25 protein-coding genes are annotated in these 23,844 nt (G+C 53.5%); 6 read left to right on the forward strand and 19 right to left on the reverse strand.

What is annotated here, in order from left to right; translation table 11 throughout:
• Positions 1 to 423: 423 nt before the first annotated feature.
• Together adhE and FLS37_RS07240 are read left to right on the forward strand one after the other, a co-directional pair.
• A complete protein-coding gene (adhE, locus tag FLS37_RS07235) occupies positions 424 to 3,033 on the forward strand; it encodes a bifunctional acetaldehyde-CoA/alcohol dehydrogenase (protein ID WP_157315435.1) in 2,610 nt (869 codons plus the stop codon).
• Between the two features lie 25 nt (positions 3,034 to 3,058).
• Positions 3,059 to 3,367, forward strand: coding sequence for a hypothetical protein (locus FLS37_RS07240; protein WP_157315437.1), 309 nt, complete (start codon positions 3,059 to 3,061; stop codon positions 3,365 to 3,367).
• 31 nt (positions 3,368 to 3,398) lie between these two features.
• Here FLS37_RS07240 and FLS37_RS07245 read toward each other — a convergent pair whose 3' ends face one another.
• The 19 genes from FLS37_RS07245 to FLS37_RS07335 all read right to left on the reverse strand — a co-directional run bounded on the left by FLS37_RS07245 (position 3,399) and on the right by FLS37_RS07335 (position 19,861).
• Positions 3,399 to 3,884: a TIGR02281 family clan AA aspartic protease gene (locus FLS37_RS07245; RefSeq protein WP_157315440.1), complete on the reverse strand. Its 486-nt coding sequence runs from the start codon at positions 3,882 to 3,884 to the stop codon at positions 3,399 to 3,401.
• A gap of 80 nt (positions 3,885 to 3,964) precedes the next feature.
• Entirely contained in the window at positions 3,965 to 5,881 is a 1,917-nt protein-coding gene (locus FLS37_RS07250; protein ID WP_157315443.1) for an ATP-binding cassette domain-containing protein, read from the reverse strand.
• Between the two features lie 233 nt (positions 5,882 to 6,114).
• Entirely contained in the window at positions 6,115 to 6,633 is a 519-nt protein-coding gene (locus FLS37_RS07255; protein WP_157315445.1) for a phosphatidylglycerophosphatase A, read from the reverse strand.
• 5 nt (positions 6,634 to 6,638) lie between these two features.
• A complete protein-coding gene (thiL, locus tag FLS37_RS07260; protein WP_198314528.1) occupies positions 6,639 to 7,616 on the reverse strand; it encodes a thiamine-phosphate kinase in 978 nt (325 codons plus the stop codon).
• Between the two features lie 115 nt (positions 7,617 to 7,731).
• Positions 7,732 to 8,178, reverse strand: coding sequence for a transcription antitermination factor NusB (gene nusB / locus FLS37_RS07265; RefSeq protein WP_157669358.1), 447 nt, complete (start codon positions 8,176 to 8,178; stop codon positions 7,732 to 7,734).
• 38 nt (positions 8,179 to 8,216) lie between these two features.
• Positions 8,217 to 8,687, reverse strand: coding sequence for a 6,7-dimethyl-8-ribityllumazine synthase (gene ribH, locus FLS37_RS07270; RefSeq protein ID WP_157315447.1), 471 nt, complete (start codon positions 8,685 to 8,687; stop codon positions 8,217 to 8,219).
• A 76-nt stretch (positions 8,688 to 8,763) separates the two neighbouring features.
• Entirely contained in the window at positions 8,764 to 9,858 is a 1,095-nt protein-coding gene (gene ribBA / locus FLS37_RS07275; RefSeq protein WP_157315449.1) for a bifunctional 3,4-dihydroxy-2-butanone-4-phosphate synthase/GTP cyclohydrolase II, read from the reverse strand.
• Complete coding sequence (locus tag FLS37_RS07280) at positions 9,855 to 10,487, reverse strand: riboflavin synthase (protein ID WP_157315451.1); 633 nt, start codon at positions 10,485 to 10,487, stop codon at positions 9,855 to 9,857. The genes ribBA and FLS37_RS07280 overlap by 4 nt, the downstream gene beginning before the upstream one ends.
• A 1-nt stretch (position 10,488) precedes the next feature.
• Positions 10,489 to 10,671, reverse strand: a complete 183-nt coding sequence (locus tag FLS37_RS07285; protein WP_157315453.1) for a zinc-ribbon domain-containing protein — start codon at positions 10,669 to 10,671, stop codon at positions 10,489 to 10,491.
• A 1-nt stretch (position 10,672) separates the two neighbouring features.
• Positions 10,673 to 11,815 carry a bifunctional diaminohydroxyphosphoribosylaminopyrimidine deaminase/5-amino-6-(5-phosphoribosylamino)uracil reductase RibD gene (ribD, locus tag FLS37_RS07290; RefSeq protein ID WP_157315455.1) on the reverse strand — a complete coding sequence of 381 codons (1,143 nt, stop codon included), beginning with the start codon at positions 11,813 to 11,815 and terminating at the stop codon, positions 10,673 to 10,675.
• A 2-nt stretch (positions 11,816 to 11,817) separates the two neighbouring features.
• Complete coding sequence (nrdR, locus tag FLS37_RS07295; RefSeq protein ID WP_157315458.1) at positions 11,818 to 12,285, reverse strand: transcriptional regulator NrdR; 468 nt, start codon at positions 12,283 to 12,285, stop codon at positions 11,818 to 11,820.
• A 308-nt stretch (positions 12,286 to 12,593) separates the two neighbouring features.
• Positions 12,594 to 13,841 (reverse strand): serine hydroxymethyltransferase, encoded by a 1,248-nt coding sequence (glyA, locus tag FLS37_RS07300; RefSeq protein WP_157315460.1) that lies wholly within the window; start codon positions 13,839 to 13,841, stop codon positions 12,594 to 12,596.
• A gap of 96 nt (positions 13,842 to 13,937) precedes the next feature.
• Positions 13,938 to 15,593 (reverse strand): hypothetical protein, encoded by a 1,656-nt coding sequence (locus FLS37_RS07305; protein WP_157315462.1) that lies wholly within the window; start codon positions 15,591 to 15,593, stop codon positions 13,938 to 13,940.
• A 44-nt stretch (positions 15,594 to 15,637) separates the two neighbouring features.
• Complete coding sequence (locus FLS37_RS07310) at positions 15,638 to 16,186, reverse strand: hypoxanthine-guanine phosphoribosyltransferase (RefSeq protein ID WP_232522542.1); 549 nt, start codon at positions 16,184 to 16,186, stop codon at positions 15,638 to 15,640.
• A 25-nt stretch (positions 16,187 to 16,211) separates the two neighbouring features.
• Positions 16,212 to 16,775: an adenine phosphoribosyltransferase gene (locus FLS37_RS07315; protein WP_157315466.1), complete on the reverse strand. Its 564-nt coding sequence runs from the start codon at positions 16,773 to 16,775 to the stop codon at positions 16,212 to 16,214.
• Positions 16,776 to 16,784: 9 nt separating this feature from the next.
• Positions 16,785 to 18,077, reverse strand: a complete 1,293-nt coding sequence (locus FLS37_RS07320; protein ID WP_157315468.1) for an NCS2 family permease — start codon at positions 18,075 to 18,077, stop codon at positions 16,785 to 16,787.
• A 101-nt stretch (positions 18,078 to 18,178) separates the two neighbouring features.
• A complete protein-coding gene (locus tag FLS37_RS07325) occupies positions 18,179 to 18,748 on the reverse strand; it encodes a TMEM165/GDT1 family protein (RefSeq protein WP_157315470.1) in 570 nt (189 codons plus the stop codon).
• A gap of 306 nt (positions 18,749 to 19,054) precedes the next feature.
• The gene (locus tag FLS37_RS07330; protein ID WP_232522532.1) at positions 19,055 to 19,549 is read right to left on the reverse strand and encodes a low molecular weight protein-tyrosine-phosphatase; all 495 of its coding nucleotides are present in this window, start codon (positions 19,547 to 19,549) and stop codon (positions 19,055 to 19,057) included.
• A gap of 111 nt (positions 19,550 to 19,660) precedes the next feature.
• Complete coding sequence (locus tag FLS37_RS07335; protein WP_157315472.1) at positions 19,661 to 19,861, reverse strand: hypothetical protein; 201 nt, start codon at positions 19,859 to 19,861, stop codon at positions 19,661 to 19,663.
• Positions 19,862 to 20,102: 241 nt separating this feature from the next.
• On the opposite strand from FLS37_RS07335, the gene FLS37_RS07340 reads away from it, so the two are divergent.
• Genes FLS37_RS07340 through rbsC form a run of 4 tightly spaced genes read left to right on the forward strand, consistent with a single transcriptional unit; the run spans position 20,103 to position 23,832 of the window.
• Positions 20,103 to 21,005 carry a ribokinase gene (locus tag FLS37_RS07340; RefSeq protein WP_157315474.1) on the forward strand — a complete coding sequence of 301 codons (903 nt, stop codon included), beginning with the start codon at positions 20,103 to 20,105 and terminating at the stop codon, positions 21,003 to 21,005.
• Positions 21,002 to 21,400: a D-ribose pyranase gene (gene rbsD, locus FLS37_RS07345; RefSeq protein ID WP_157315477.1), complete on the forward strand. Its 399-nt coding sequence runs from the start codon at positions 21,002 to 21,004 to the stop codon at positions 21,398 to 21,400. The genes FLS37_RS07340 and rbsD overlap by 4 nt, the downstream gene beginning before the upstream one ends.
• 9 nt (positions 21,401 to 21,409) lie before the next feature.
• Positions 21,410 to 22,885 carry a sugar ABC transporter ATP-binding protein gene (locus FLS37_RS07350; RefSeq protein WP_157315479.1) on the forward strand — a complete coding sequence of 492 codons (1,476 nt, stop codon included), beginning with the start codon at positions 21,410 to 21,412 and terminating at the stop codon, positions 22,883 to 22,885.
• Positions 22,882 to 23,832 carry a ribose ABC transporter permease gene (gene rbsC / locus FLS37_RS07355; RefSeq protein WP_374756834.1) on the forward strand — a complete coding sequence of 317 codons (951 nt, stop codon included), beginning with the start codon at positions 22,882 to 22,884 and terminating at the stop codon, positions 23,830 to 23,832. The genes FLS37_RS07350 and rbsC overlap by 4 nt, the downstream gene beginning before the upstream one ends.
• Positions 23,833 to 23,844: the final 12 nt, after the last annotated feature.

The raw sequence follows: 23,844 nt of genomic DNA on the forward strand, positions 1-23,844 counted from the left end.
TCGTTAGAGTTGCAAGGAAAGTCAGCTTTAGGAAATTTGCGCATAAATGCACCTCGTAAAAAAGCCGCCATGGCTGGCGGCTGTTGTAGGAGTGCGACAAATTAGCACTTGCTGAAAAAATATTTTCGGCCAAAAAAAGCGGTGATTTTGGCGATGGTGCGGCGGATGGCTCGTAAGGATGACTTTACATAATATACATTATGCGTTTTATTAGCAGCTTTAATCGAAAACCATGAGAAATATCAAACTTTGGCTTTATGGCTGGCGCTATGATGCGTTCATGAGAAAGATGCGGTCTGCACATACATCCTTGGCTGAATTTGGATATCATCACAATGACGTGTGAATAAAGCACAGAAACAAAGATGCGTCAGGCATAGCATATCAACCACAGATACTCACATCGCAAGTCAGGAGCTAAAAATGGCTGTTACCAATGTTCAAGAACTCGACGCACTGGTTGCTCGTGTAAAAAAAGCACAGCAATTGTTCTCTACTTTTTCGCAAGAGCAAGTTGATGAAATTTTCCGTGTTGCCGCGCTGGCGGCGGCTGATGCGCGCTTGCCATTGTCTAAAATGGCCGTAGCCGAAACCGGCATGGGCATTGTTGAAGACAAAGTAATCAAAAATCACTTTGCTTCCGAATACATCTACAACGCTTACAAAAATGAAAAAACCTGCGGCATTTTGTCGGTTGATGACGCATTCGGCACGATGACGATTGCCGAGCCAATCGGGATTATCTGCGGCATCGTGCCAACGACCAATCCAACTTCAACGGCCATTTTCAAGGCGTTGATTGCGCTGAAAACTCGTAACGGTATTATCTTCAGCCCACACCCACGCGCGCGCAAATCAACTTGCGAAGCTGCGCGTTTGGTATTGGAAGCGGCCGTATCTGCTGGTGCGCCACGCGATATTATTGGCTGGATTGACGAACCGACCGTTGAATTGTCTAACCACCTGATGAAACACCCAGACCTGAATCTGATCTTGGCCACTGGCGGCCCAGGCATGGTGAAGGCGGCGTATAGCTCTGGAAAGCCCGCTATTGGTGTTGGCGCGGGCAATACCCCAGTTGTAATCGATGAAACTGCGGATATTAAACGTGCTGTGGCATCGATCTTGATGTCAAAAACATTCGACAATGGCGTGGTATGTGCTTCCGAGCAATCCGTGATCATCGTAGACAGCATTTACGATCAAGTGAAAGAGCGCTTTAACGCGAACGGTGGCTACATTCTGAATAAGAAAGACACTGAAGCTGTGCGCAAAGTGATTTTGAAAGATGGCAATTTGAATGCCAATATCGTTGGTCAATCTGCGCTGAAAATTGCCGATATGGCTGGCATTAAAGTGCCACCGTATACCAAAGTACTGATCGGTGAAGTGGCCTCAGTGGGCGAAGAAGAAGCATTTGCCCACGAGAAGCTCTCCCCTACCCTCGCTATGTACCGTGCCAAAGACTTCTTTGATGCCGTGCATAAAGCTGAGGCACTGGTGGCGCTGGGCGGGATTGGCCACACCTCATCACTCTATACCGACCAAGACTTGCAAGGCGAGCGCATTGCTTACTTTGGCGACAAAATGAAAACGGCACGTATTTTGATCAATACCCCGTCTTCACAAGGTGGCATCGGTGACTTGTACAACTTTAAACTGGCACCTTCACTGACTTTGGGTTGCGGTTCTTGGGGTGGCAACTCAATTTCTGAGAACGTGGGTCCAAAACACCTGATCAACAAGAAAACTGTCGCTAAGCGAGCTGAAAATATGTTGTGGCATAAACTTCCAAAAAGCATTTATTTCCGCCGTGGCAGTTTGTCAGTAGCTCTTGAAGAGCTGTCAAACAAAAAACGCGCTGCGATTGTGACTGATCGTTACTTGTTTAATAACGGTTACGTTGATGAAACCATTCGTATCCTGAAGCAAAACGGCTTGGAAGTTGAAGTGTTCCACGAAGTTGAAGCTGACCCAACACTGGCCGTAGTGCGCAAAGGCGTGGCGATGCTCAATAGCTTCAAACCAGACGTGATCATTGCCTTGGGTGGTGGTTCACCAATGGATGCGGCGAAAATCATGTGGGTAATGTACGAGCACCCAGATGTCGCGTTTGAAGATTTGGCGCTGCGCTTTATGGATATCCGTAAACGGATTTATAAATTCCCGAAAATGGGTGTGAAAGCAGAACTCGTTGCGATTCCAACCACTTCAGGAACTGGCTCGGAAGTGACGCCATTTGCGGTCGTGACTGATGAAAAAACCGGTATGAAATACCCGATTGCCGATTACGAATTGACGCCAAACATGGCCATCGTCGATCCTAATCTGGTGATGAATATGCCCAAATCGTTGACTGCCTTTGGCGGTATCGATGCGGTGACACACGCACTTGAAGCCTATGTGTCCGTATTGGCGAACGAGTTTAGCGATCCACAAGCGCTGCAAGCCTTGAAACTGCTACAGCAACACTTGCCATCGGCGTACATTAATGGCGCGAAAGATCCAGCCGCTCGTGAAGGCGTGCATAATGCAGCAACGATCGCCGGTGTGGCGTTTGCCAATGCGTTCTTGGGTGTTTGTCACTCAATGGCGCACAAGATCGGTGCCGAGTTCCACCTAGCGCACGGTTTGGCCAATGCCTTGCTGATCAGCAACGTCATTCGTTACAACGCGGTTGATATTCCGACTAAACAAACTGCGTTTAGCCAATACGATAGACCACAAGCGAAATGCCGTTATGCTGACATCGCTGAGCATTTGGGCCTGCAAGGCAAAAATGACGACCAGAAAGTGGCAGCATTGATTGCTTGGGTTGATGAGCTGAAAGCGACCTTGAATATTCCAGCTTCAATTAAAGATGCTGGCGTGAACGAGGCTGACTTCTTGGCTAAAGTCGATCGCATTGCGGAAGAAGCGTTTGATGACCAATGTACCGGTGCTAACCCACGCTTCCCATTGATTAGCGAATTGAAACAAGTATTGCTCGATAGCTTCTACGGTCGTGAATACAAAGAAACCTACGGCCAGTAATCACGCCCAAGCACTAAAACAGTAAGTGCAAAAAGCCCCTTGCATTGTCCAAGGGGCTTTTCTCTTGAATCAGATCAGTGTTTTATATGAGGCAGATCACAGCAAAGGCGGCGAAAAAGCTAAAGAAAACCGTGCAAATGCCGATATAAAAGGCATAGCAATTGTTTTCTCGGATTGGAAAATGCCTTTACGCCCTAGCGAATACGGTGATGATTTAAGTGCTGCGATTGCGCAATATCTGATTGCAGCGAATGAAGTGATGAAGCGGGTCGATCACTTATTGCATCTGGAACTCATGGATCAGTTACCAGAAATCGAGCTGGCTGCACTTTAATAATTCTAATAATAATTCTAATAATTCGGCTTCATTCCAATGACTTAATAGTCATTTGATCGCCAGCAATCTGCACCGAGAAATTCTTCAGAACATTCATTCCCAGCAAAGCCTCATCGCCCAAACGCGGCACCACCCCTACTCTGACGTTTTCAAGCATGTATGGCCCTAGTGACATTTGCGTCACCTGCGACCAATACGCGCTGGTTTCGCCATTGGCCGTTTGCGTAATAAACGCTTCGCCACGCGGCAACTTGAGCCGATTAGCTAGCGCCTCGCCCACAGTGACCATGCTGGCACCGGTATCAATCAACAAGACCACCGGCTCCTGATTCATTGTGGCGCTCAAGCGAAAATGCCCATCACGCGAGCGTTTCAAAACCAGCGTCTGGCCCTGATTGGCGGTAATACGCAGCGAATTGGGATTGTGCTGCTTTAAGATCAGCGCATCAAAGGCCCAGTAAATCAGACCGCAAACCAGCAACCAAACCAGCACAATCGATGTGGTTGAACGCAAAATACTCTCCTTAGGTATTGCCACGAAGATCAATTCAACCTTGATCTAATTAGCAATACCCCCCAACTTAGAAATTAACTTTAAATCGCCTCAATCTGCTCGGTCAGCTCTAACCATTCCAGCTCCAGCGTCTCAACCTTGGCTTTCAAATCGGCTTCCTGTTTGAGCACCTGTTGCAGCTGGTCTTTTTTCTCGACGCTGTATAAGGTTTCATCGGCGAGCTGCCCGGCAATTTGTGCTTGTAATTCGTGCGCTTTGGCCATTTCCTTTTCGTTTTTTTCGCGCTTTTTCTCCAGCGGCTTGCGCAATTCGGCCAGCTTCTGGCGTTCTTGCGCTTCCTGGCGCTTTTGCTCTTTGCGATTTACCACCTCACCCGAAGCAGCTGGTGCAAGGGGTTTGCTTGCTTTGTCCTGAGCGTTGCGCTGCTCCTGGCTGTAGCGCGTGTAGTCATCCAGATCGCCATCGAAGGGGCGTACCGTGCCATTTTCAATCAGCCAGAAATCATCCACCGTTGCGCGCAGCAAGTGACGATCATGCGAGACCACAATCAGCGCGCCCTCGAAATCCTGCAAAGCAAAAGTCAGTGCTTCGCGCATTTCGATGTCCAAGTGGTTGGTCGGCTCATCGAGTAGCAATAAATTGGGTTTTTGCCAGATTAGCAAGGCCAGCGCCAGCCGGGCTTTTTCGCCGCCGGAAAACGGCGCCACCGGACAAGTGGCCATATCGCCATGAAAATTAAAGCCCCCCAGAAAATTGCGATGCTCCTGCTCGCGTGTTTTGGGGTCCAGATTTTGCATATGCCACAGCGCAGACTCTTCAAGGCGCAGATATTCGAGCTGATGCTGGGCAAAATAGCCCACTTTTAACCCCTTGCCTTCGGTGCGCACGCCCTTGAGTAGCGGCTGCTCACCAGCGAGCGAGCGGATAAAGGTCGATTTACCCGCGCCATTGACCCCCAGCAGACCAAGGCGGGCTTTGTTTTCCAGGCTTAGTTCCAGATCGCGCAAAATCGGTTTGTCAGCCGCATAGCCAGCTTGCGCGTCTTCCAGCCGCACCAGCGGGCTAGGCGAAGAGTCTGGCTCGCGAAAAGCAAAAGTAAATGGTGAATCAACGTGCGCGGCGGCGATGCGTTCCATCTTTTCCAGCGCTTTGACCCGGCTTTGCGCCTGCTTGGCCTTGCTGGCCTTGGCTTTAAAACGGGTAATAAAGCTTTCCAGATGAGCAATCTGCCGTTGTTGTTTTTCGTAGGATTGCGATTGCAGCGCCAGCTTTTCGGCGCGCTGGTTTTCAAAATCGGCGTAATTGCCGGTGTAGAGCACCAGCTCGGCATTCTCGACGTGCAGAATTTGCCCGACGGTTGAATCCAGAAAATCGCGGTCATGCGAAATAATCAGCAACATGCCGCGATAGGATTTAAGCCAGTTTTCCAGCCAGACGACAGTTTCCAGATCCAGGTGATTGGTCGGCTCGTCAAGCAAGAGCAAATCAGAGCGGCACATCAACGCTTGTGCCAGATTCAAGCGCATGCGCCAGCCCCCAGAAAAGCTGGAAACCGGGCGGGAAATCTCTTCGACGCTAAAGCCCAAGCCTGCGAGCAATTTGCCTGCGCGCGCAGGTGCGGAATAGCCATCAATCGCTTCAAGCTGGGCCAGCAATTCACCGTGACGCAGGCCATCATGTTCTTCGCTGGCATCCGCAGCCAGTAAATCGGCTTCGATGCGACGCAATTCAACGTCGCCATCGAGGACATAATCCAGTGCCGAGCAGGCCAGCGCCGGGGTTTCCTGCGCAACATGCGCGATGGCCGCGCGCGGCGGCATTTCCAGATTGCCTTCGTCGGCATGAATTTCATCGCGCAACAGCGCAAAAAAGCTGGATTTGCCAGCGCCATTGGCGCCAACCACGCCGGTTTTCGAGCCGGGGTTCAAGGTTAAATCAACGCGGTTCAGCAGAACTTTGACACCGCGACGCAAGGTAAGGGATTTTAGTCTGATCATGCCCCGATTTTAACAGAGCTGAGCGCCTTGCTGCCGACCCAAGCCGAGAATAAATCAGCCCGCGCCGGGCTGAATGGGAAAAGCAGATTTGGCTCGTACTCGGCCTGCTTGCAGGCCGTCGGCTAGATCTGAATAAGTTGAACGTGCGATATCTACACAGACTCGGCACAGGGTATTAGCCTGCATTCAATGCCCAGCAAGTCCTACAAGCATATACCCTACACAGAGAAAAGTCAGATTAGGGTTGAATACAGCAAGATACCGACAATCGCAAAAAAAGCCGCAATCAGATCGTCCAGCATCACGCCCAATCCACCTTTAATACGGCGGTCAAACCAGCTGATCGGCCAGGGCTTGACAATATCAAACAGGCGGAACAGCGCAAAGGCGACCAGCCACGCCAGCGGATCGGTCGGCGTAAAGCAGAGCACCATCAGCATGGCCACAATTTCGTCGATGACGATGCCACCATAATCGCTCACGCCCAGCGCCTTGCCTGTGATCTGCGCAGCCCAGACACCCAAGGCGAACAGCGGGATGCAAAAAGCGAAAATCACCGGATTGGGCAGCAGCCATTGCAAAGCGGCCATGATGGGCAAGGCCACCAGCGTTCCCCAGGTGCCGGGGGCTTTTTGGGCCAGGCCACTGCCAAAGCCAAAGGCCAGCCAGTGCGCCGGATGGGAAAAAACAAAGGCAAAATCGGGCTTGAGCTGAGGGGGCTGTTTTTTATCGCTGCAGGCAAAAATCGGCATTGCGTTTATGTCGTTTTAAAATGGTCAAATCCGCCGAAAGACAGCGCAAGCGGCTGATCGTTCGAGTCTAGAAACTGCAGCAACTCGGCTTGTGCTGCGGCAGGCAAAATGCTGCCGATGCGGCTGGCGCTGAGCCCGCAGTGGCTCGCAATGGTAGTGATTTGCTGGCGGGCAGACTGTGGTGCGGTAAAGCACAATTCATAATCGTCGCCACCCGCCAGCTTGGCCTCCCGCGCCAATGCAGCAGGCAAGTAACTTAATTGTGGTGCCACAGGCACATCATCAATTCGGATTTGTGCGCGGCACTGCGAGCGCTGGCAAATATGCCGCAGATCACCGGCCAAACCATCCGAAATATCCAGCGCGGCATGCGCATATGCGGCAATGGCGCGCCCAAATGCCACTCGCGGCTGTGGCAAATCAAGCCTTAAATCGCACTGGCGGGCAATGTCGACGGGCAGCTGGGTACGCCCGGTTCGGTGCATCACCGCTGCCGCTGCGCCCCCCAAAGGCCCTGTCACCCAGATGTCGTCACCCGCTTGTGCGCCGCTACGCAGCATGGCGCGACCCTGCGGCACTTCGCCAGCCACCTGGATCGCGATGGTGAGCGGACCCCGTGTGGTATCGCCGCCGACCAGCTCGATCTGATGCTCGTCGGCCAGCGCAAACAGGCCCCGACTGAAAGCCGCCAGCCAGTCGGGGTCGATCTGCGGCAGCGCCAACGACAGCGTAAACCACGTTGGCCGCGCGCCCATCGCAGCCAGATCAGAGAGATTCACCGCTAGGCATTTATGCCCTAGCCGCTCCGGGTCGGCATCCGCAAAAAAATGCCGGCCAGCAACCAGCATATCGGCCGACACAGCCAGTTGATGGCCTTCACTCACCGTCATCAATGCGGCATCATCACCCACACCCAAATCGGCGTGCTGCAAAGGCCGCGTTGGGCGGGTGAAATACCGGGCAATCAGATCGAATTCATTCATCAGTATTAAGCCAAAAGTTTCCGTGCATCGTTATCTCGCCTCGCCGTACGTGTGTACTGTCTTCGGCTCGATGCCTGGCACGAAAACTTTTGGTCAATGACTTCCGAGCTGCCAATCAACCCTGACGTTTGGCGCGAATGGCGGCAAATTCGGTGCTGCGCACCAGCTCAGCCAGCTTGTCGAGTACGCCATTAACGAAACGATGGCCATCTGAGCCGCCGTAGGTTTTGGTCAGCTCAATGGCTTCATTGATAATCACCGGATATGGTGTTTCTGGCATCGACATAATCTCGAACGCGCCGGTGTAGAGTACCGCCAGCTCAACCGTGCTGACTTCCTCCAGCGGGCGATCAACGTGAGGCTCAAGCGCGGTCGTGAGTTTGGCCGCATCCTTGATCACGCCGAACAGGATGGCGCGGTAAAGATTGGCGTCGGCCTTGGTGAAATAAGTGCTACTGCCACGCAGGTAAAGATCAATATTATTCACCGTATCGTGGCTCATTAGGTACTGATACACCCCCTGCACCGCAAACTCGCGCGCACGGCGGCGCGCTGATTTCATCGGCGGTTTTTTTGCGGGAGGTGTTTTCTGTTCTTCGGTCATGCTTGTAATGCCTTTACTAAATTAGCGGTTTCTACCGCAACACGCGCGGCTTCGCGCGCTTTTTCGATAACACGGACTTCAGCTTGCTCGTCCGTTTCGGTGGTCAAAATGCAATTGGCAATCGGCAAGCCAAAATCAAGCGTCACACGCGTAACGCCTGCGCCGGACTCGTTGGCCACCAGTTCAAAATGATAGGTTTCGCCGCGAATAATCGCGCCCAGTGCGATCAGTGCGTCAAAACGCTCGCTGGCCGCCATGGTTTGCAGCACTAGCGGGATTTCCAGCGCGCCAGCCACACTGCTGAGCAAAATATCTTGCGGCGCAACGCCCAGCTTGTTGAGCTCATCCAGGCAATTGTCGCGCAAGCCTTCGCAAATCGGCGTATTAAAACGGCTCATTACCACGCCAATGCGCAGGCCAGTGCCAGATAAATTGGGTTTAATCAATGCAATGCCTTCCACGCTCATTTTTTATCCTTTTCAATATTCGTTTTACTTGCTCACCGCCAGCGGCAATGCGCTCAGATTAGTCATTAAACATCGCTTATTCGGGCTGATAAAAGCCGGTAATTTCCAGGCCAAAGCCGGTCATGCTCGGGATTTTGCGCTCGGGCGACATCAGGCGCATGCGCCCAACGCCCAGATCTTTCAGCATCTGCGCGCCAATGCCGTAGGTACGCATATCCCATTTCTGCGGTTTATTCAGCTTGAGCTCAGGCAATGCCCGCGCCAGCAGATCGCTGCCATCTTCTGAGCGATGCAGTAGCACCACAACGCCCTTGCCCGCTTTTTCAATTGTCTGCAATGCCGACTCGATATTCCATGAATGGCTGCGTGCATCCAGATCAAGCCAGTCAATCACCGACAGCGGCTCGTGCACGCGAACCAGCGTGTCTTCATCGGCGCAGGGCTGACCTTTCACCAGCGCCAGATGCGTTGCCGAAGTGAGTTTGTCGCGATACACGGCAAGATCGAACTCGCCAGCAAAGGTACGCACCGGGCGGCGGCCAACGCATTCAATCAGCGTTTCGGTGCGGCTGCGATAGTTAATCAAGTCAGCAATCGTGCCGATTTTCAGATTGTGCTGCTGAGCAAAAACCAGCAATTCAGGCAGGCGTGCCATCGTGCCGTCGTCGTTCATGATTTCGCAAATCACCGACGCGGGCGTCAAGCCAGCCATCATCGCCAGATCACAACCGGCCTCGGTGTGGCCTGCGCGGACCAGCACGCCACCGGGCTGCGCCATCACCGGGAAAATATGACCAGGCGACACAACATCGCTGGCCTTGGCGTCAAAAGCCACGGCTTTGCGGATCGTGAGTGCTCGATCATGCGCTGAAATCCCGGTGCTGACGCCTTCGGCCGCTTCAATTGATGCGGTGAAATTGGTGCCAAATGATGAGCCATTGCTTGAGACCATCGTCGACAGATTTAGCGTTTTGCAGCGCTCGGGGGTAAGGGTCAGGCAAATCAGCCCACGGCCAAATTTGGCCATAAAGTTGATCGCTTCAGGCGTAACAAAGTCAGCCGCCAGTACCAGATCGCCTTCGTTTTCACGATCTTCTTCATCGACCAGCACCACCATGCGTCCGGCTTTGAGTTCGGCAACGATTTCATGGACGGGGGAAATCTGGCTCATGCTGAGGTCACTCCTGTTTGAACGGTACCCGATGAAACCATGCGCTCAACATAGCGCGCAATCAGGTCTATCTCCAGATTGACGCTCGCGCCAGCGATTAATTGCCCCAGCGTTGAAACGGTCAGCGTGTGCGGGATCAGATTGATTGAAAACACACAGCCTTCCGCCGTATCCGTCACGGTATTGGTCGTCAGTGAAACACCATTAACGACTACCGAGCCTTTGGCGGCCAGATATTTGGCCAGATTTTTGGGTGCGCAAATCACCAGTTCGCGGTTTTCACCGACTGGCTCAAAACTGATCACCTTGCCCACGCCATCAACGTGACCGGACACCATATGCCCACCGAGCATATCGCCCAGACGCAACGCTTTTTCCAGATTGACCTTGCCACCCGCCTCGCTCAAACCCACCGTGCAGCGCAAAGACTCATCGGAAACGTCAATTTTGTAACGACATGGGGGTATCAGCTCAATCACGGTCATACATGCGCCATTGTGGGCAATACTATCCCCAAGTACCACATTGGACATATCAAGATCAGCTGCATTCACGGTCAGCTGAACGCCGCCGCTAAACGCTTTAACGTCTTCAATCTGGCCAACGGCCTGAATAATGCCTGTGAACATATTAATCCTTGTGCTCGGGAAATAATGACGGCTCAGGAAACAATGCCGGATTTCCTGCGCGAACTCGTGCCGATGATTTCAATTCATTACAGTGATTGCAGAAATAACTTTTCGCGCCGCAAGCGGCCAAAATCTCGATTTCCTTGCCACAATCCGGGCAAAGTAATTGCTTGTTATCGCTCATTTCACGCTCCTGAAGTGCTTTCTGCGAAAATGCTGTTCGGGTCGGTCAAGCGCAATGTAATGCGCTGATCGTCGCCGACCATGCGGCGCTCGATCACGCTCGGGCGGTACTGATCGTTTAAATCGGCCAGACTGAAATCGGCCATCGCCTGCCCCTTGCCGATCAGGCTCATCGCCTGATACAGGATGATTTCATCGACCAGCCCGGCTTGCAGCAAAGCACCAACCAGCTTGCCACCCGCCTCGATAGTGACTTCATTAAAGCCCTGCTGGCCCAGATAGGCAGACACGGCATGCAAATCAAGCTTGCCATCTTGCGCGGGTAGCGTGGCAACGGTGATATTGGCCGCATCATAAGGACTGGCCGATTGCGATACATTCAGCGTGGTCAACAGGTGTGTTTTGCCACCATCGGCCAGAATTCTGGCGCTGGCTGGGGTGCGTAGCTGGCTGTCGAGCACAACTCGCTGCGGCTGACGAACTTGTTGTGAAACCGGAAAATCGCGCACATTCAGCTGCGGATCGTCGGCGAGCACGGTGCCGATGCCTGTGAGCATTGCGCACGATCTGGCGCGCAACTTTTGCACATCAGCTCGCGCCGCCGCGCCGGTAATCCATTGCGATTGGCCATTCTCCAGCGCGATGCGCCCATCCAGACTGGCAGCCAGCTTGACGCGCAACCAAGGGCGCTGACGGATCATGCGCGACAGAAAGCCTTTGTGATGTTCGCGGGCCTGTGCGGCCAGCAGGCCATGCGCAACGGCAATATCATGCGTCGCCAACCGCGCCAGGCCCTGACCCGCCACCAGCGGATTCGGATCGCGCAGCGCAGCGATCACCCGATCAACGCCCGCGCCAATCAGCGCATTGGCGCACGGTGGCGTGCGGCCAAAATGGCTGCAAGGCTCTAACGTGACGTAGGCTGTGGCACCAACAATCTGCTCGGGCGCACGGGCTTTCGCCATTTTCAGCGCCATGATTTCCGCATGCGCACCACCAGCCGCCTGGCTGTGGCCCAAGCCGATGATTTGTCCGTGATTAACCAGCACGGCACCGACGCAAGGATTGGGTGTTGTCAAATGTGCGCCTTGCGCTGCGATTTGCAGGGCCTTGGCCATCATGGCATGGTCGAAAGCGGTAAACATGCTTACTCCTTCGTCACTTCACGATTACTGACTTCGCGCAGGACGTCGCGGAAGTCTTCAACATCCTGAAATGAGCGGTAGACCGAAGCGAAACGGATATAGGCCACTTTATCGAGCTTGGCCAGCTCGGCAATCACCATTTCGCCAATCTGGCGCGACATGATTTCACGCTCACCGACGGTGAGGACTTTTTGAATAATGCGAGAAATGGCTTCGTCGACCAAAGGCGTGGGCACCGGGCGTTTATGCAGGGCGCGCAGAAAGCTGGTACGCACTTTCTCACGATCAAATTCGGCGCGCTGGCCGTTCTGTTTGACCACCTGCGGCATGCGCACTTCGGCGGTTTCAAAAGTCGTAAAACGCTTGTCGCAAATCGTGCAGCGGCGACGGCGACGAACGACGTCACCTTCGTCAGATACGCGCGAGTCAACGACTTGTGTATCAGGGGAACCACAGAATGGGCACTTCATTAACGAACCCCGGGCAAAAGATCGAAAAAGATCAGTGAGTATTAAATCAGGGCGAGCATAAAAATCTCAAGCCCATTGATACTCTAGTTAGGTATTGGGCTGTATGCATTGCTGCACATCAAGCTCAAGGATATACATTCATTAATTGAACAAAAGTTTCCACGCAAGGCGCAAAGTCGAAGATAGTACAAATCGTACAGCGAGACAAAGCAACGCTGCGTGGGCACTTTGGGTTTAGCTTTAAGTAAAAAACACAAAAGGTGGAGCGTTAAGCCCCACCTCTTTTTCAGCGTACAGCGAGTAAAAAGTTACGCGCCGTAAACCGGGAATTGCGCAGTCAGGGCTTTCACTTTGGCGGCAACTGCGGCGATATTTGCTTCGTCTTCCGGATTGTCCAGTACGTCGGCAATCAGGTTAGCAACTTGGATCGCTTCGGCCTCTTTAAAGCCACGCGTCGTAATTGCTGGCGCGCCAATACGGATACCTGAAGTCACAAATGGGCTTTCCGGATCGTTCGGGATCGCGTTTTTGTTGACGGTGATGTGGGCTTTACCCAAGAAAGCGTCCGCCGCCTTACCAGTCAAACCTTTAGGACGCAGATCAACCAAGAATACGTGCGACTCGGTGCGGCCAGAAATAATGCGCAGACCGCGTTCAGCCAGAGTTTTTGCCATCGCTTGCGCGTTCAGCAAAACTTGTTTTTGGTATTCTTTGAACTCGGTCGTCGCCGCTTCTTTGAACGCAACCGCTTTACCGGCGATCACGTGCATCAGCGGGCCGCCTTGCAGTGTTGGGAATACGTTTGAATTCAGTGATTTTTCAAACTCGGCCTTAGCCAAAATGATACCGCCGCGTGGACCGCGCAATGTTTTGTGCGTCGTTGACGTTACAAAATGCGCGTGTGGTACTGGATTTGGGTAAACGCCAGCAGCAATCAGACCGGCGTAATGCGCCATGTCGACCATAAAGTAAGCGCCGACTTTGTCGGCGATTTCACGCATCCGTGCCCAGTCAAAACGCAAAGCATAAGCCGAAGCGCCGCCGATCAGCAGTTTTGGCTTGGTTTCCATTGCGACGCGTTCCATATCGTCGTAATCGATTTCTTCGTTTTCGTTCAGACCGTAAGCGACGATATTGAACAATTTGCCTGACAAGTTAGCAGGTGAGCCATGGGTCAAATGACCGCCATGACCCAAGTTCATACCCATCACGGTGTCGCCCGGCTTCAGGATCGAGAAGTAAACGGCCTGATTAGCCTGTGAGCCAGAATGCGGCTGAACGTTAGCGTACTCAGCGCCAAACAATGCTTTTACGCGATCAATCGCCAGTTGTTCGATCACATCAACGTGTTCGCAACCGCCGTAAAAGCGCTTGCCTGGGTAGCCTTCAGCGTATTTATTCGTGAGTTGAGAGCCTTGGGCTTCCATCACGGCTGGGCTGGTGTAGTTTTCAGACGCGATCAACTCGATGTGTTCGTGCTGACGAACAACTTCAGCAGCAATCGCTGCAGCGAGATCTGGATCGTAAGAGGCGATAGTTTGGGACTTCGAGAACATGAGCGGGAAGCATCCGTAATCGTTGAAAGATGCGAGATTCTAACACGACTTGACGCAAACCGAGATGCGCGGTGATCAGCTTGCCATGCAAGATTTTCATGATTTCTTTTTGCGCCAGATATTTGCAAGAATCTTGACCGTATGTACAAAGCTGATTCTTTCGTCCGAAACGGCATCCAGAAACTCGGACAAGACCTTGGATTTGGCCACCGTGAGAAAAATCAGCCAGACAATCGGCACACTGACCATCGCAAAGTACGCCAGCTTGACCCAGCCGGATGCATCGGCCAAGCCAAACAGATTCATCCCCAGAAAGCTGGTAATCGTCGTACCAATCAAACCAAAAACCGTTACCACAGTTAAACGCACAACGGTATCGGCTTGTCGGCGCAAATCATCGTTTTCCAGATACTGATTCATGCTCTGTACCGAGTCTTTGACGTCCTGATGCAATCTATCGGTACTCAAGTGATGCGAAATCATTTGAAACAACTGATCGGACACCACCTGATTGGAGACTTCCCGAAACCAGTAGCGCTGGTTGAAGCGCAAAAAACCCTCCAGCAAAAGCCGGATTTCCCGCTTGAAAGTCCTGATTGAACGAACATCTTTCAAATTAAGCTCGGACAAAGCCACGGCCAGGCGATCAGAAAACATCAGTAAAGCGGCTTTATGAAAGTGCGCAATCAGCGCCATCAAAAAATGCTGGTGCCGAAATTGCCCCAGTATGCCCGTGTAGGGGTTGGAATAGAACTCGTTGCCGTGCATACCCACCATTACAAAGGCGTGACCATTACACATCATCCGGGTAGAGGCTGTGGCATGGCCTCGCTCTGGCACCCAGAAACGGTCATAGCAGCAAGTACGCTCAAACTCGTCGAACATTTTCTTCGTGTAGGGCTGGGAATCGCTATGACCGGGTCGGGTCACCATGCCCAGTCGGTAAAAGTCTTCCTCGCTGAGCTTGAACGGATCATCCACCGCCAGATAGGCCAGAATTGGCATGCGATGATATTCAATTTGCCGATAGCGCAAGGCACCCACGGCCGACGAGTGATGCAAAACCAGTGGCTGCAGCAGAAAATCCCAGTGTGCGGCCATACGGGGAGCGCGATACTGCCCTAGGTGCGCCAGGTAGCCCGCGCGGTCTTCAAAATCAGACTCGGCGACGACATCTCCGTCCACATTGAGCCACGCCACTTTACGCAGGCAGTTGGCCGCAGTGGCGTCTTCATCCCACTGCGCCGGAAAGGCGCGACCAAACCGGAATAGCGCATCCTGCACGCGCTTGAGCGGCAGATTATCCCCCATGATTTCAAAAGCGAGGATCACCACGTCGACGTCGTAGAAGAAATACAGGTCGATATGGGCAACTTTGAAATGATGGACCGCACCATCTTTGAACATCATTAACACGGTGCTGATGTCGGTGCGGCGAAAAACATGCAGCGGCGAATGGCCGTAGCTCCCCAGATTGGAAGCCCTGTTTTCGCCATACAAAAACCGCTGAACATAAGGCAGAAAGGTGACGAATTCCCGGTAATGGCGCTCTTCAAACTGCTCTGGGTCGCCATCAAACTCGGTCGGGCGCGGCTGCCACGGCGAACCCGCTGCTGCGGCCTCTTCCATGGCCTCCCACTGCCGCCCCATCGCCCGGTGCTCGCCATCCTTGTGCGGAGTCGGCATCAGTTGCAAGGGCCAGATCAGGATCTGGCGAAAATGCTTGACTACAATATCTGCGCTGCTCGCCATATCTCCCCCTTGCAAGGACATACTGGCGAGTGCAAAGTAGGACTTTACAGCCCTTTGACTGCGTAAACAGCCAGCGTATTGCGCCAGTAGCCTTGGTAATCCATGCCGCAACCAAACAAAAAGCGGTCCTCAACTTCCATGCCAACAAAATCGGCCTTGATGCCAGCTGCTTTACGGTTGTGTTTTTTGTCGATCAGTACCGCAACGTGCACCGCGCTGGCGCCCTGCTGCTTGCAATAATCAACAATAGCCGCCAGTGTATGGCCTTCGTCGAGAATATCGTCAACAATCACCACCGTGCGGCCGCGCATGTCTTCGCGTGGCTTTACCTTCCAATCCAGCTCGCCGCCTGAGGTTTCGTTGCGGTAACGCGTGGCATGCAGGTAAGCCATTTCCAGCGGAAACTTCAGGCGTGGCAACAAATGCCCCGCCACAATCAGCCCGCCGTTCAGTACGGTATACACCACCGGATTGGTGTGCGCTAAAGCCTGGCACATGGCTTCGCCCATTTGATCGAGTGCTGCCAACACCTCGGATTCGGGATGCAGACAATCGGCGTTATCCAAAATGGTACGGGCTTCAGGTAGTTCCATAGTCACGATGACATCCTCAGGCCGGTCAATGACCGGCAAAATCACAAACGGTAAACAATTCTATGCCTTGCTGGCGCACCAGATTCGAGCCACCCAGCTCGGGCAAATCCACAATGGCAGCCGCCTCAACCACATTTGCGCCGATGCGTTTAAGCAGATTGGCCGCCGCGATCATGGTGCCACCTGTGGCAACCAGATCATCAATCAGTAAGACTCTGTCACCCGCTTTGCACGCATCGGCGTGCAGCTCAACGGTGGCCGAACCGTATTCAAGCTCGTACTCTTCGGCCACAGTGTCAAATGGCAGCTTGCCTTTTTTGCGCACCGGCACAAAGCCCAGATTGAGCTCGTAGGCCACAACCGCACCCAGAATAAAGCCTCGTGCATCAACGCCTGCGACCACATCCAGCTGCTGATCCATATAGCGATGCACGAATATATCCACTAGCACCCGGAATGTTTTTGGGTCCTGCAATAGCGGCGTAATGTCGCGAAACATCACGCCCTGCTGCGGCCAATCCGGGACGGTACGTATCCGCGAGCGGATGTATTCGGCGTACGGGGGCTCGACAATCTGTGGCGAAGTCATCAGTCAATCTCAGTGGAAAAAGGCAAATTTAACAACCCACAGACCGGCAATAATCAGTACCGCCGGGCTTAAATCTTCCCGGCGTCCCGCCAGCAACTTGATCACAGCATAGCTGATAAAACCAAAAGCAATGCCATCGGCAATCGAGAAGGTAAACGGCATCGCCAGCGCGGTCATTACGGCAGGCGCTGACTCGGTCAGATCGTTCCATTCGATTTCAGCCAGACCGCGAGTCATCAGTACCGCGACGTAGCACAGCGCTGGTGCCGTGGCATAGGCCGGCACGGTAGCTGCCAGCGGCGAGAACCACAACGCCAGCAGAAACAGGACCGCGACCACCAAAGAAGTCAGACCGGTGCGCCCACCGACGGCAGTACCTGCAGCCGATTCGATATACGCGGTCGTAGATGATGTCCCCATGGCCGCACCGGCAGTAATGGCCACCGAATCGGCCAGCAGCGCTTTTTTCAGGCGTGGCAGTTTGCCGTCTTTGTCGAGCAAACCGGCACGGTGCGATACACCCACCAAAGTACCCGTGGTATCAAACAGATCGACAAAGAAAAAGACAAACACCACCCCCAGTAAGCCGACATTGAGCGCGCCAACGATGTCCATTTGCATCAATGTCGGGGCCATTGATGGTGGCGCTGAAAACACGCCTTTAAATTCAGACAGACCCAGCGCAATTGAAATGGCCGTTACCGCCAGAATGGAAATAATGATGGAGCCGTGAATCTTGCGGTATTCCAGCGCAATAATCAGGAAGAAACCAAAGATCGCCAGCAAGGTGGTCGGCGAATGAATATCGCCCAAAGTCACCAGCGTGGCAGGAGAGCCAACCACAACACCGGCGTTTTTCAGCGCGATAATCGCCAGAAACATCCCCACCCCGGCCGAGATCGCCAGCTTTAGCGAGTGCGGAATCGCGTTTACAATCGCCTCGCGCACCTTAAACAGCGAAACAATCAGGAAAATAATGCCGGACACAAACACCGCGCCCAAGGCCACCTGCCACGATACGCCCATGCCCTTGACCACGGTAAAGGTGAAGTAGGCGTTCAAGCCCATGCCGGGTGCCAATGCAATCGGATAGTTGGCCACCAGCGCCATAATCGCCGTGCCCAGCGCCGCAGCCAGACAAGTAGCCACAAAGACCGCGTTAAAATCCATGCCGGTCAACGCCAGAATGGACGGATTGACAAACACAATATACGCCATGGTCAGGAATGTTGTAAAACCCGCGATGACTTCGGTTTTGACATCAGTCCCATGCTCTTTGAGCTTGAAAAAAGCGTCCAGCATGTCTCTTCCCCGTTTCAGTTTTAATGAATCAAATTGATACAAAAAGCGAGCGCTGGCCGCGTGTTGTGCCGCCTGCGCTCGCCATCATATAAGCGCCCTTCTTAATACCCGATACCGCTCAGGGCCAGAACACCAATCAGCGCAAAAATGGCCGCAGCCACAAATCGCACCATGCGCAAGATATGCATACGCGTGGCAATCCAGTCGCCCAGATAAACAGCCGGCACATTCGCCAGCATCATACCCACGGTGGTACCCAGCACCACCTGCCACAGCGGCGTGTATTTTAACGCCAGCGCCACGGTGGCAATTTGCGTTTTGTCACCCATTTCGGCCAGAAAAAAGGCAATACAGGTTGCAATAAATGCGCCGTAGGGTTTGACGACGGCCTCGCCCTCTTCCATGACATCCGGGATCATAGCCCACGCCGCAATAGCCAGAAAACCCAAGCCCACGATCCAGCGTAGGATCTCAGGGGAAATCAGCCCAGCCACTTGCTGCCCGATCCAGCCGGCAGCAAAGTGATTTAATACTGTAGCAACAAAAATGCCCGCAACAATAGGTAGCGGGCGACGGAACCGGGCGGCCAGAATTAGTGACAGCAATTGGGTTTTATCACCCATTTCGGCCACTGCTACAACACCGGTAGAAATCAGTAAAGCATCAAACATTGAACAGGCTCCGGGGTGGGCGAACGAGACGAGGCCAACCATGCTGCCCACCCCACAAGGGTACCGCATGGTTAGCCTCGGGTCTCATCAGGTGCGCTGACGATGCCTTGGTCGCACATGGGCAGACCGCAAAGACAAAGTTCAGCGCACTGTAGGCGCCATGAAGCAGCATCAGCCAGAGCATCAGCAGCTTCAAGTTTGTTGACGCAAACCTGGCTCAATTGCATTTTGCAAACGGCCAGCGATTACTCCCCCGAAGGAAGCCGACATTCTAAAACAGGCAGCGCAATACTTACAAGTAAGGGATTATCGCGACTGATCGGCCAGGCGTTGCTGCGCCCATTTGAGCACCCCCGTGCAGCCGTCTTCAATCAGATCGAGTACATGCTCAAAGCCATCAGAGCCGCCGTAATACGGATCAGGCACTTCGCGCTCGCCCGCCTCGCTGGCATAGTCCAGAAACAACTGCACTTTATGCTGCAAATGCGCCGGGCAGCGACGATGCAAATGATTAAAGTGCCCCTGATCCATCGCCAGAATCAGATCGAAACGCTCAAAGTCAGCCGCGCGCACTTCACGGGCGCGCAAGCCGGACAAATCATAGCCGCGTTTTTTGGCATGCTGCTGGGAGCGCCGATCCGGCGCCTCGCCCACGTGATAGTCGGCAATCCCAGCCGAATCGACCATCACCTGCTGCGCCAGATCCTGATCAGCCAGCATTTGCCGCAACACCCCGTCAGCAGTCGGGCTGCGACAAATATTGCCGGTGCACACCATTAAAACCGAATACAAGGCGCTCATTAGATACATCCATAGGTATATGTTTGAAATAAAATATCAATAAAGGCTATGTGCATATACCCCTTGCATCTCCAAATCTACTTGGCTTAAGTCAGACCGGCTTGAGCTCGCTCAGGCGCTGACCGCGTAATCATGCACCATGGTCAGGGCAATATTTTTCAACTGCACGCATTGCTGACATTGTGCCTGCAAGCGCTCGTTTTCCAAAGCCAGCCTGCGCAACTCGTCGGCAATCGCCAGTAGATTTTCGCGTGCCATTCCAGCCCCCTCTTGCACCGACGCCAGGCGTTCGGCCATTTCCAATGCCAGCATATTGCCTCCACATATCCGTGCCCTTTTCTGGATGAAAAGCGCAACAGCATTGCACCGCAAAACACGGCCCAGCACCTAGATCAGGATCAAACCAGCAACCGATAAGTGATTCTCGCATCAGGGATGTAGTGTATATATTCTCACTACATATACTTGATATAAATCAATCCGCAATGCTGATTACGGTTTAGCATTTACCCAACAGCAAGCTAAATCGAATCAGCAAATATCAGGAGGCAGCATGAGCAAGGTCTTGGTCGTTGGCAGCATCAATATGGATCTGGTCGCGCAGGTGGGGCACTACCCGCGCCTAGGAGAAACTTTGCTGGGTAGTGGCTTTGCCACCTACCACGGCGGCAAAGGCGCCAATCAGGCCGTTGCGGCGGCACGGCTTGGCGCCCAGGTCAGCATGATTGGCCGGGTCGGCGCTGATGCATTCGGCCAGCAACTCACAGCAGGCCTGATCGCCGAAGGGATTGATGCGCGCTGGGTGCAGACCAGCACAGGCATGGCCAGCGGGATCGCAATGATCACGCTAGCGGGGAGTGATAACGCAATTATTGTGGTGCCCGGCGCCAATGCCATGCTCAGCCCTGCGGACATTCTGGCGGCCGAAGCGGCCTTTATCGATACCGATGTGGTGATCGCCCAGCTGGAAACGCCGCTCCCCACCATTTACCAAGTCGCCGAGCTGGCGCAGCGTCACGGCAAACCCTTCATTCTCAACCCTGCCCCGGCGATGGCTTTACCCGCCGAGCTATTGGCGCAAGTGAGCCTGCTAACACCCAATGAATTCGAGCTGGGCATGGCATTGCAAATACCGGAAAGCGAATGGCGCAGCGCATTGCAGCAGCGCCTGGGCAAAGTGCTGATGACTGCAGGCCAGGATGGTGCCTGGTATTGCGACGAAAACGGACAACTGCAGCAGCAAGCGAGTTTCAAAGTCGAAGCGCTCGACACCACCGGCGCGGGAGACACCTTTAATGGCGCGCTAGCCGCCTTCTGGGATAGTGGTTTGGCGCAAGCCAGCCGCATGGCTTGTGCGGCTGCGGCTTTATCGGTGACCCAAGCCGGGGCTCAGGGTGGCATGCCAACCCAAGCGCAATTGCTGGCGTTTCTGCATGAACAAGGAGAAGCAGCATGAAAAAGCTAGGTCATCTCAACCGTGACATCAGCCGCGTTCTGGCGAGCATGGGTCACACCGATAGCATCGTGATTGCCGATTGCGGCCTGCCGATTCCCGATCATGTGGAGTGCATCGATTTATCACTACAAATTGGCACACCTTCATATTTCGCCACGCTGGACAGCATCTTGGCCGATTTTCAGGTGGAACGTGCGGTACTGGCCAGCGAATGCCAAAGCAAAAATCCGGCGGTGGCCGAGCAAGCCGAGGGCATGGCGCAACATGGCGTGAAGATCGAATTCGTGCCGCATGAGCAATTCAAACAGCTGACGCACCATGCGCGCGCGATTATCCGTACCGGTGAAGCCAGCCCTTACGCCAATATCGTACTGTATTCCGGCGTGATTTTTTAGGAGCCAAGCATGTTGATCCAAATGAAAGGCATCAGCAAAGCCTTTGGCCCGGTCCGGGTGCTGGAAGACGTTGATTTTGCGCTGGAGCGTGGTGAGATTCATGCGCTGATGGGCGAAAACGGCGCGGGAAAATCAACGCTAATGAAGATTTTGTGCGGGGTGTATCAGGCTGATAGCGGCACCATTGCTGTTGATGGTAAAGATACCCCTATTAAAAATACCAGCGACGCCGAAAAGCAGGGCATCGCCATTATTCACCAGGAGCTCAACCTGATTCCGCAATTGTCGGTGATGGAAAACATGTTTCTGGGCCGCGAGCCACGCCGTTTTGGGGTAATCAACACCATCAAGATGCGCACGCAATGTCTGGAATATCTGCAATTGCTGGGTATTGAAAATCTCGACCCCGATGTGGAAGCCGGCACGCTATCGATTGGCCAGCAGCAAATGGTTGAGATCGCCAAAGCGCTATCGCTGAACGCGCAAACGCTGATTATGGACGAGCCAACTGCGGCGTTGTCCGAGCGCGAGACCGAAAAACTGTTTGGGATTATTGCCGATCTGAAATCACGCGGCGTAGGGATTGTGTATGTCTCGCACCGGATGGAAGAGATTTTCAAAGTTTGCGACAAGATCTCGGTGCTGCGCGATGGTCAATTTGTTGGCGAGCGGGTGATTGCCCAGACCGATTTTGATGAAATCGTCCGCATGATGGTCGGTCGCGAGATTGGTGATCGTTTCCCGGTACGGCAGGCCACGCTAGGCGAGGTACGACTTAAAGTTAGCGATCTGGCCGATGCTACGATTAGCGGGATTAATTTTGCAGTGCGTGCCGGTGAAGTGCTCGGCATCGCCGGGCTGATGGGCGCGGGGCGCAGTGAAATCCTGAAAACTATTTTTGGGATTAATCGCAAAGTGGCTGGCCGCGTTGAGCTCGATGGTCAAGCACTCAATGCGCGTAGTCCCGCTGAAGCAATTGCCGCCGGCATTGGCTTTGTCACCGAAGATCGTAAAAGCCAGGGTTTGGTGCTGGGCTTGTCGGTGCGCGAAAACGCTACGCTGGCCAATCTATCGAAATACGCGCGTTTTGGCGTGATCAACCACGCCGAGCAAATGGCCGTGGTGCAGCGCGAAATCGACCGCATGCACATCCGCACTCGCGATGCCGAGCTGGAGGTGAAATCACTGTCGGGCGGTAATCAGCAAAAAGTGGTGTTTGCCAAATGGCTGGGCATTGCGCCCAAGGTCTTGTTCCTCGACGAGCCAACCCGTGGCGTCGACGTTGGCGGTAAGGCTGAAATCTATCAAATCATTAATGAATTAGCGCAGTCCGGTGTGGCGATTGTGATGGTGTCGTCCGAATTGCCAGAAGTTCTGGCCATGAGTGATCGCGTCTTGGTGATGCATCAGGGTAAGCAGGCAGGGATTTTTCACCAGCCCGATGCTGAAACGGTAATGACTGCTGCAACTGGAGGTTTGAAATGATGAATATGAACGTACAACACAAAGCGACCCTACAAAAACTGGGCCCATTTCTGGCGCTGCTGGTGTTGGTGGCCGGTTTGGCAATCACCAGCCCAGACTTTATGACCGTCGGCAATTTACTGAATGTGTTCCGCCAGGTGTCGATCAATGCGCTGATCGCCTTTGGCATGACGCTGGTGATTTTGCTCGGTGGGATTGATTTGTCGGTGGGCTCGATTCTGGCGCTTTCATCCGTACTCACCGCCTTGATGCTTAGCCACGGGGTTGATCCGGTGGTGGCCGCCAGCGTGGGTATTTTAGCCGGTGCCGGCATGGGGATGATTAATGGCGTGATTATCAGTAAGGGCAAAGTAGCGCCGTTTATTGCCACCCTAGGCATGATGACGATTTTGCGCGGCTTATCACTGGTGTTTTCCGAAGGCCGCCCGATTACGGGGCTCAATAGCGACTTTTTCGCGATGCTCGGTGGTGGCTATGTCGCGGGCTTTATTCCGGTGCCGGTCATCCTGATGCTGGTGATGTTTGCGGTGTTCTGGTTTGTGCTTAAACGCACGGTATTTGGCCGCCATGTTTATGCGGTCGGCGGCAATGAAGAGGCAGCGGCCTTGTCGGGCATTAAAACCGATCGCATCAAAATCTGGGTGTACACGCTTTCGGGCGCAATGGCCGCCACTGCAGGGATGATTCTGACTTCACGTTTAAATTCGGCCCAACCGACTGCGGGTACAGGCTATGAACTGGATGCGATTGCCGCAGTGGTGCTCGGCGGCACGAGCCTGACAGGTGGCCGTGGCTGGATCTTCGGCACCTTGGTTGGCGCTTTGTTGATCGGGATTTTGAATAATGGTTTGAATCTGCTGGGCGTGTCGTCGTTCTACCAGCAGGTGATTAAAGGTGTCGTGATTTTGCTGGCGGTTTTGCTTGATCGCTCAGGAAAAAAAGCCTGATTTTTATCAGGA

Source organism: Chitinibacter sp. GC72 (genome assembly GCF_009760905.1).
Classification (GTDB): Bacteria; Pseudomonadota; Gammaproteobacteria; order Burkholderiales; family Chitinibacteraceae; genus Chitinibacter.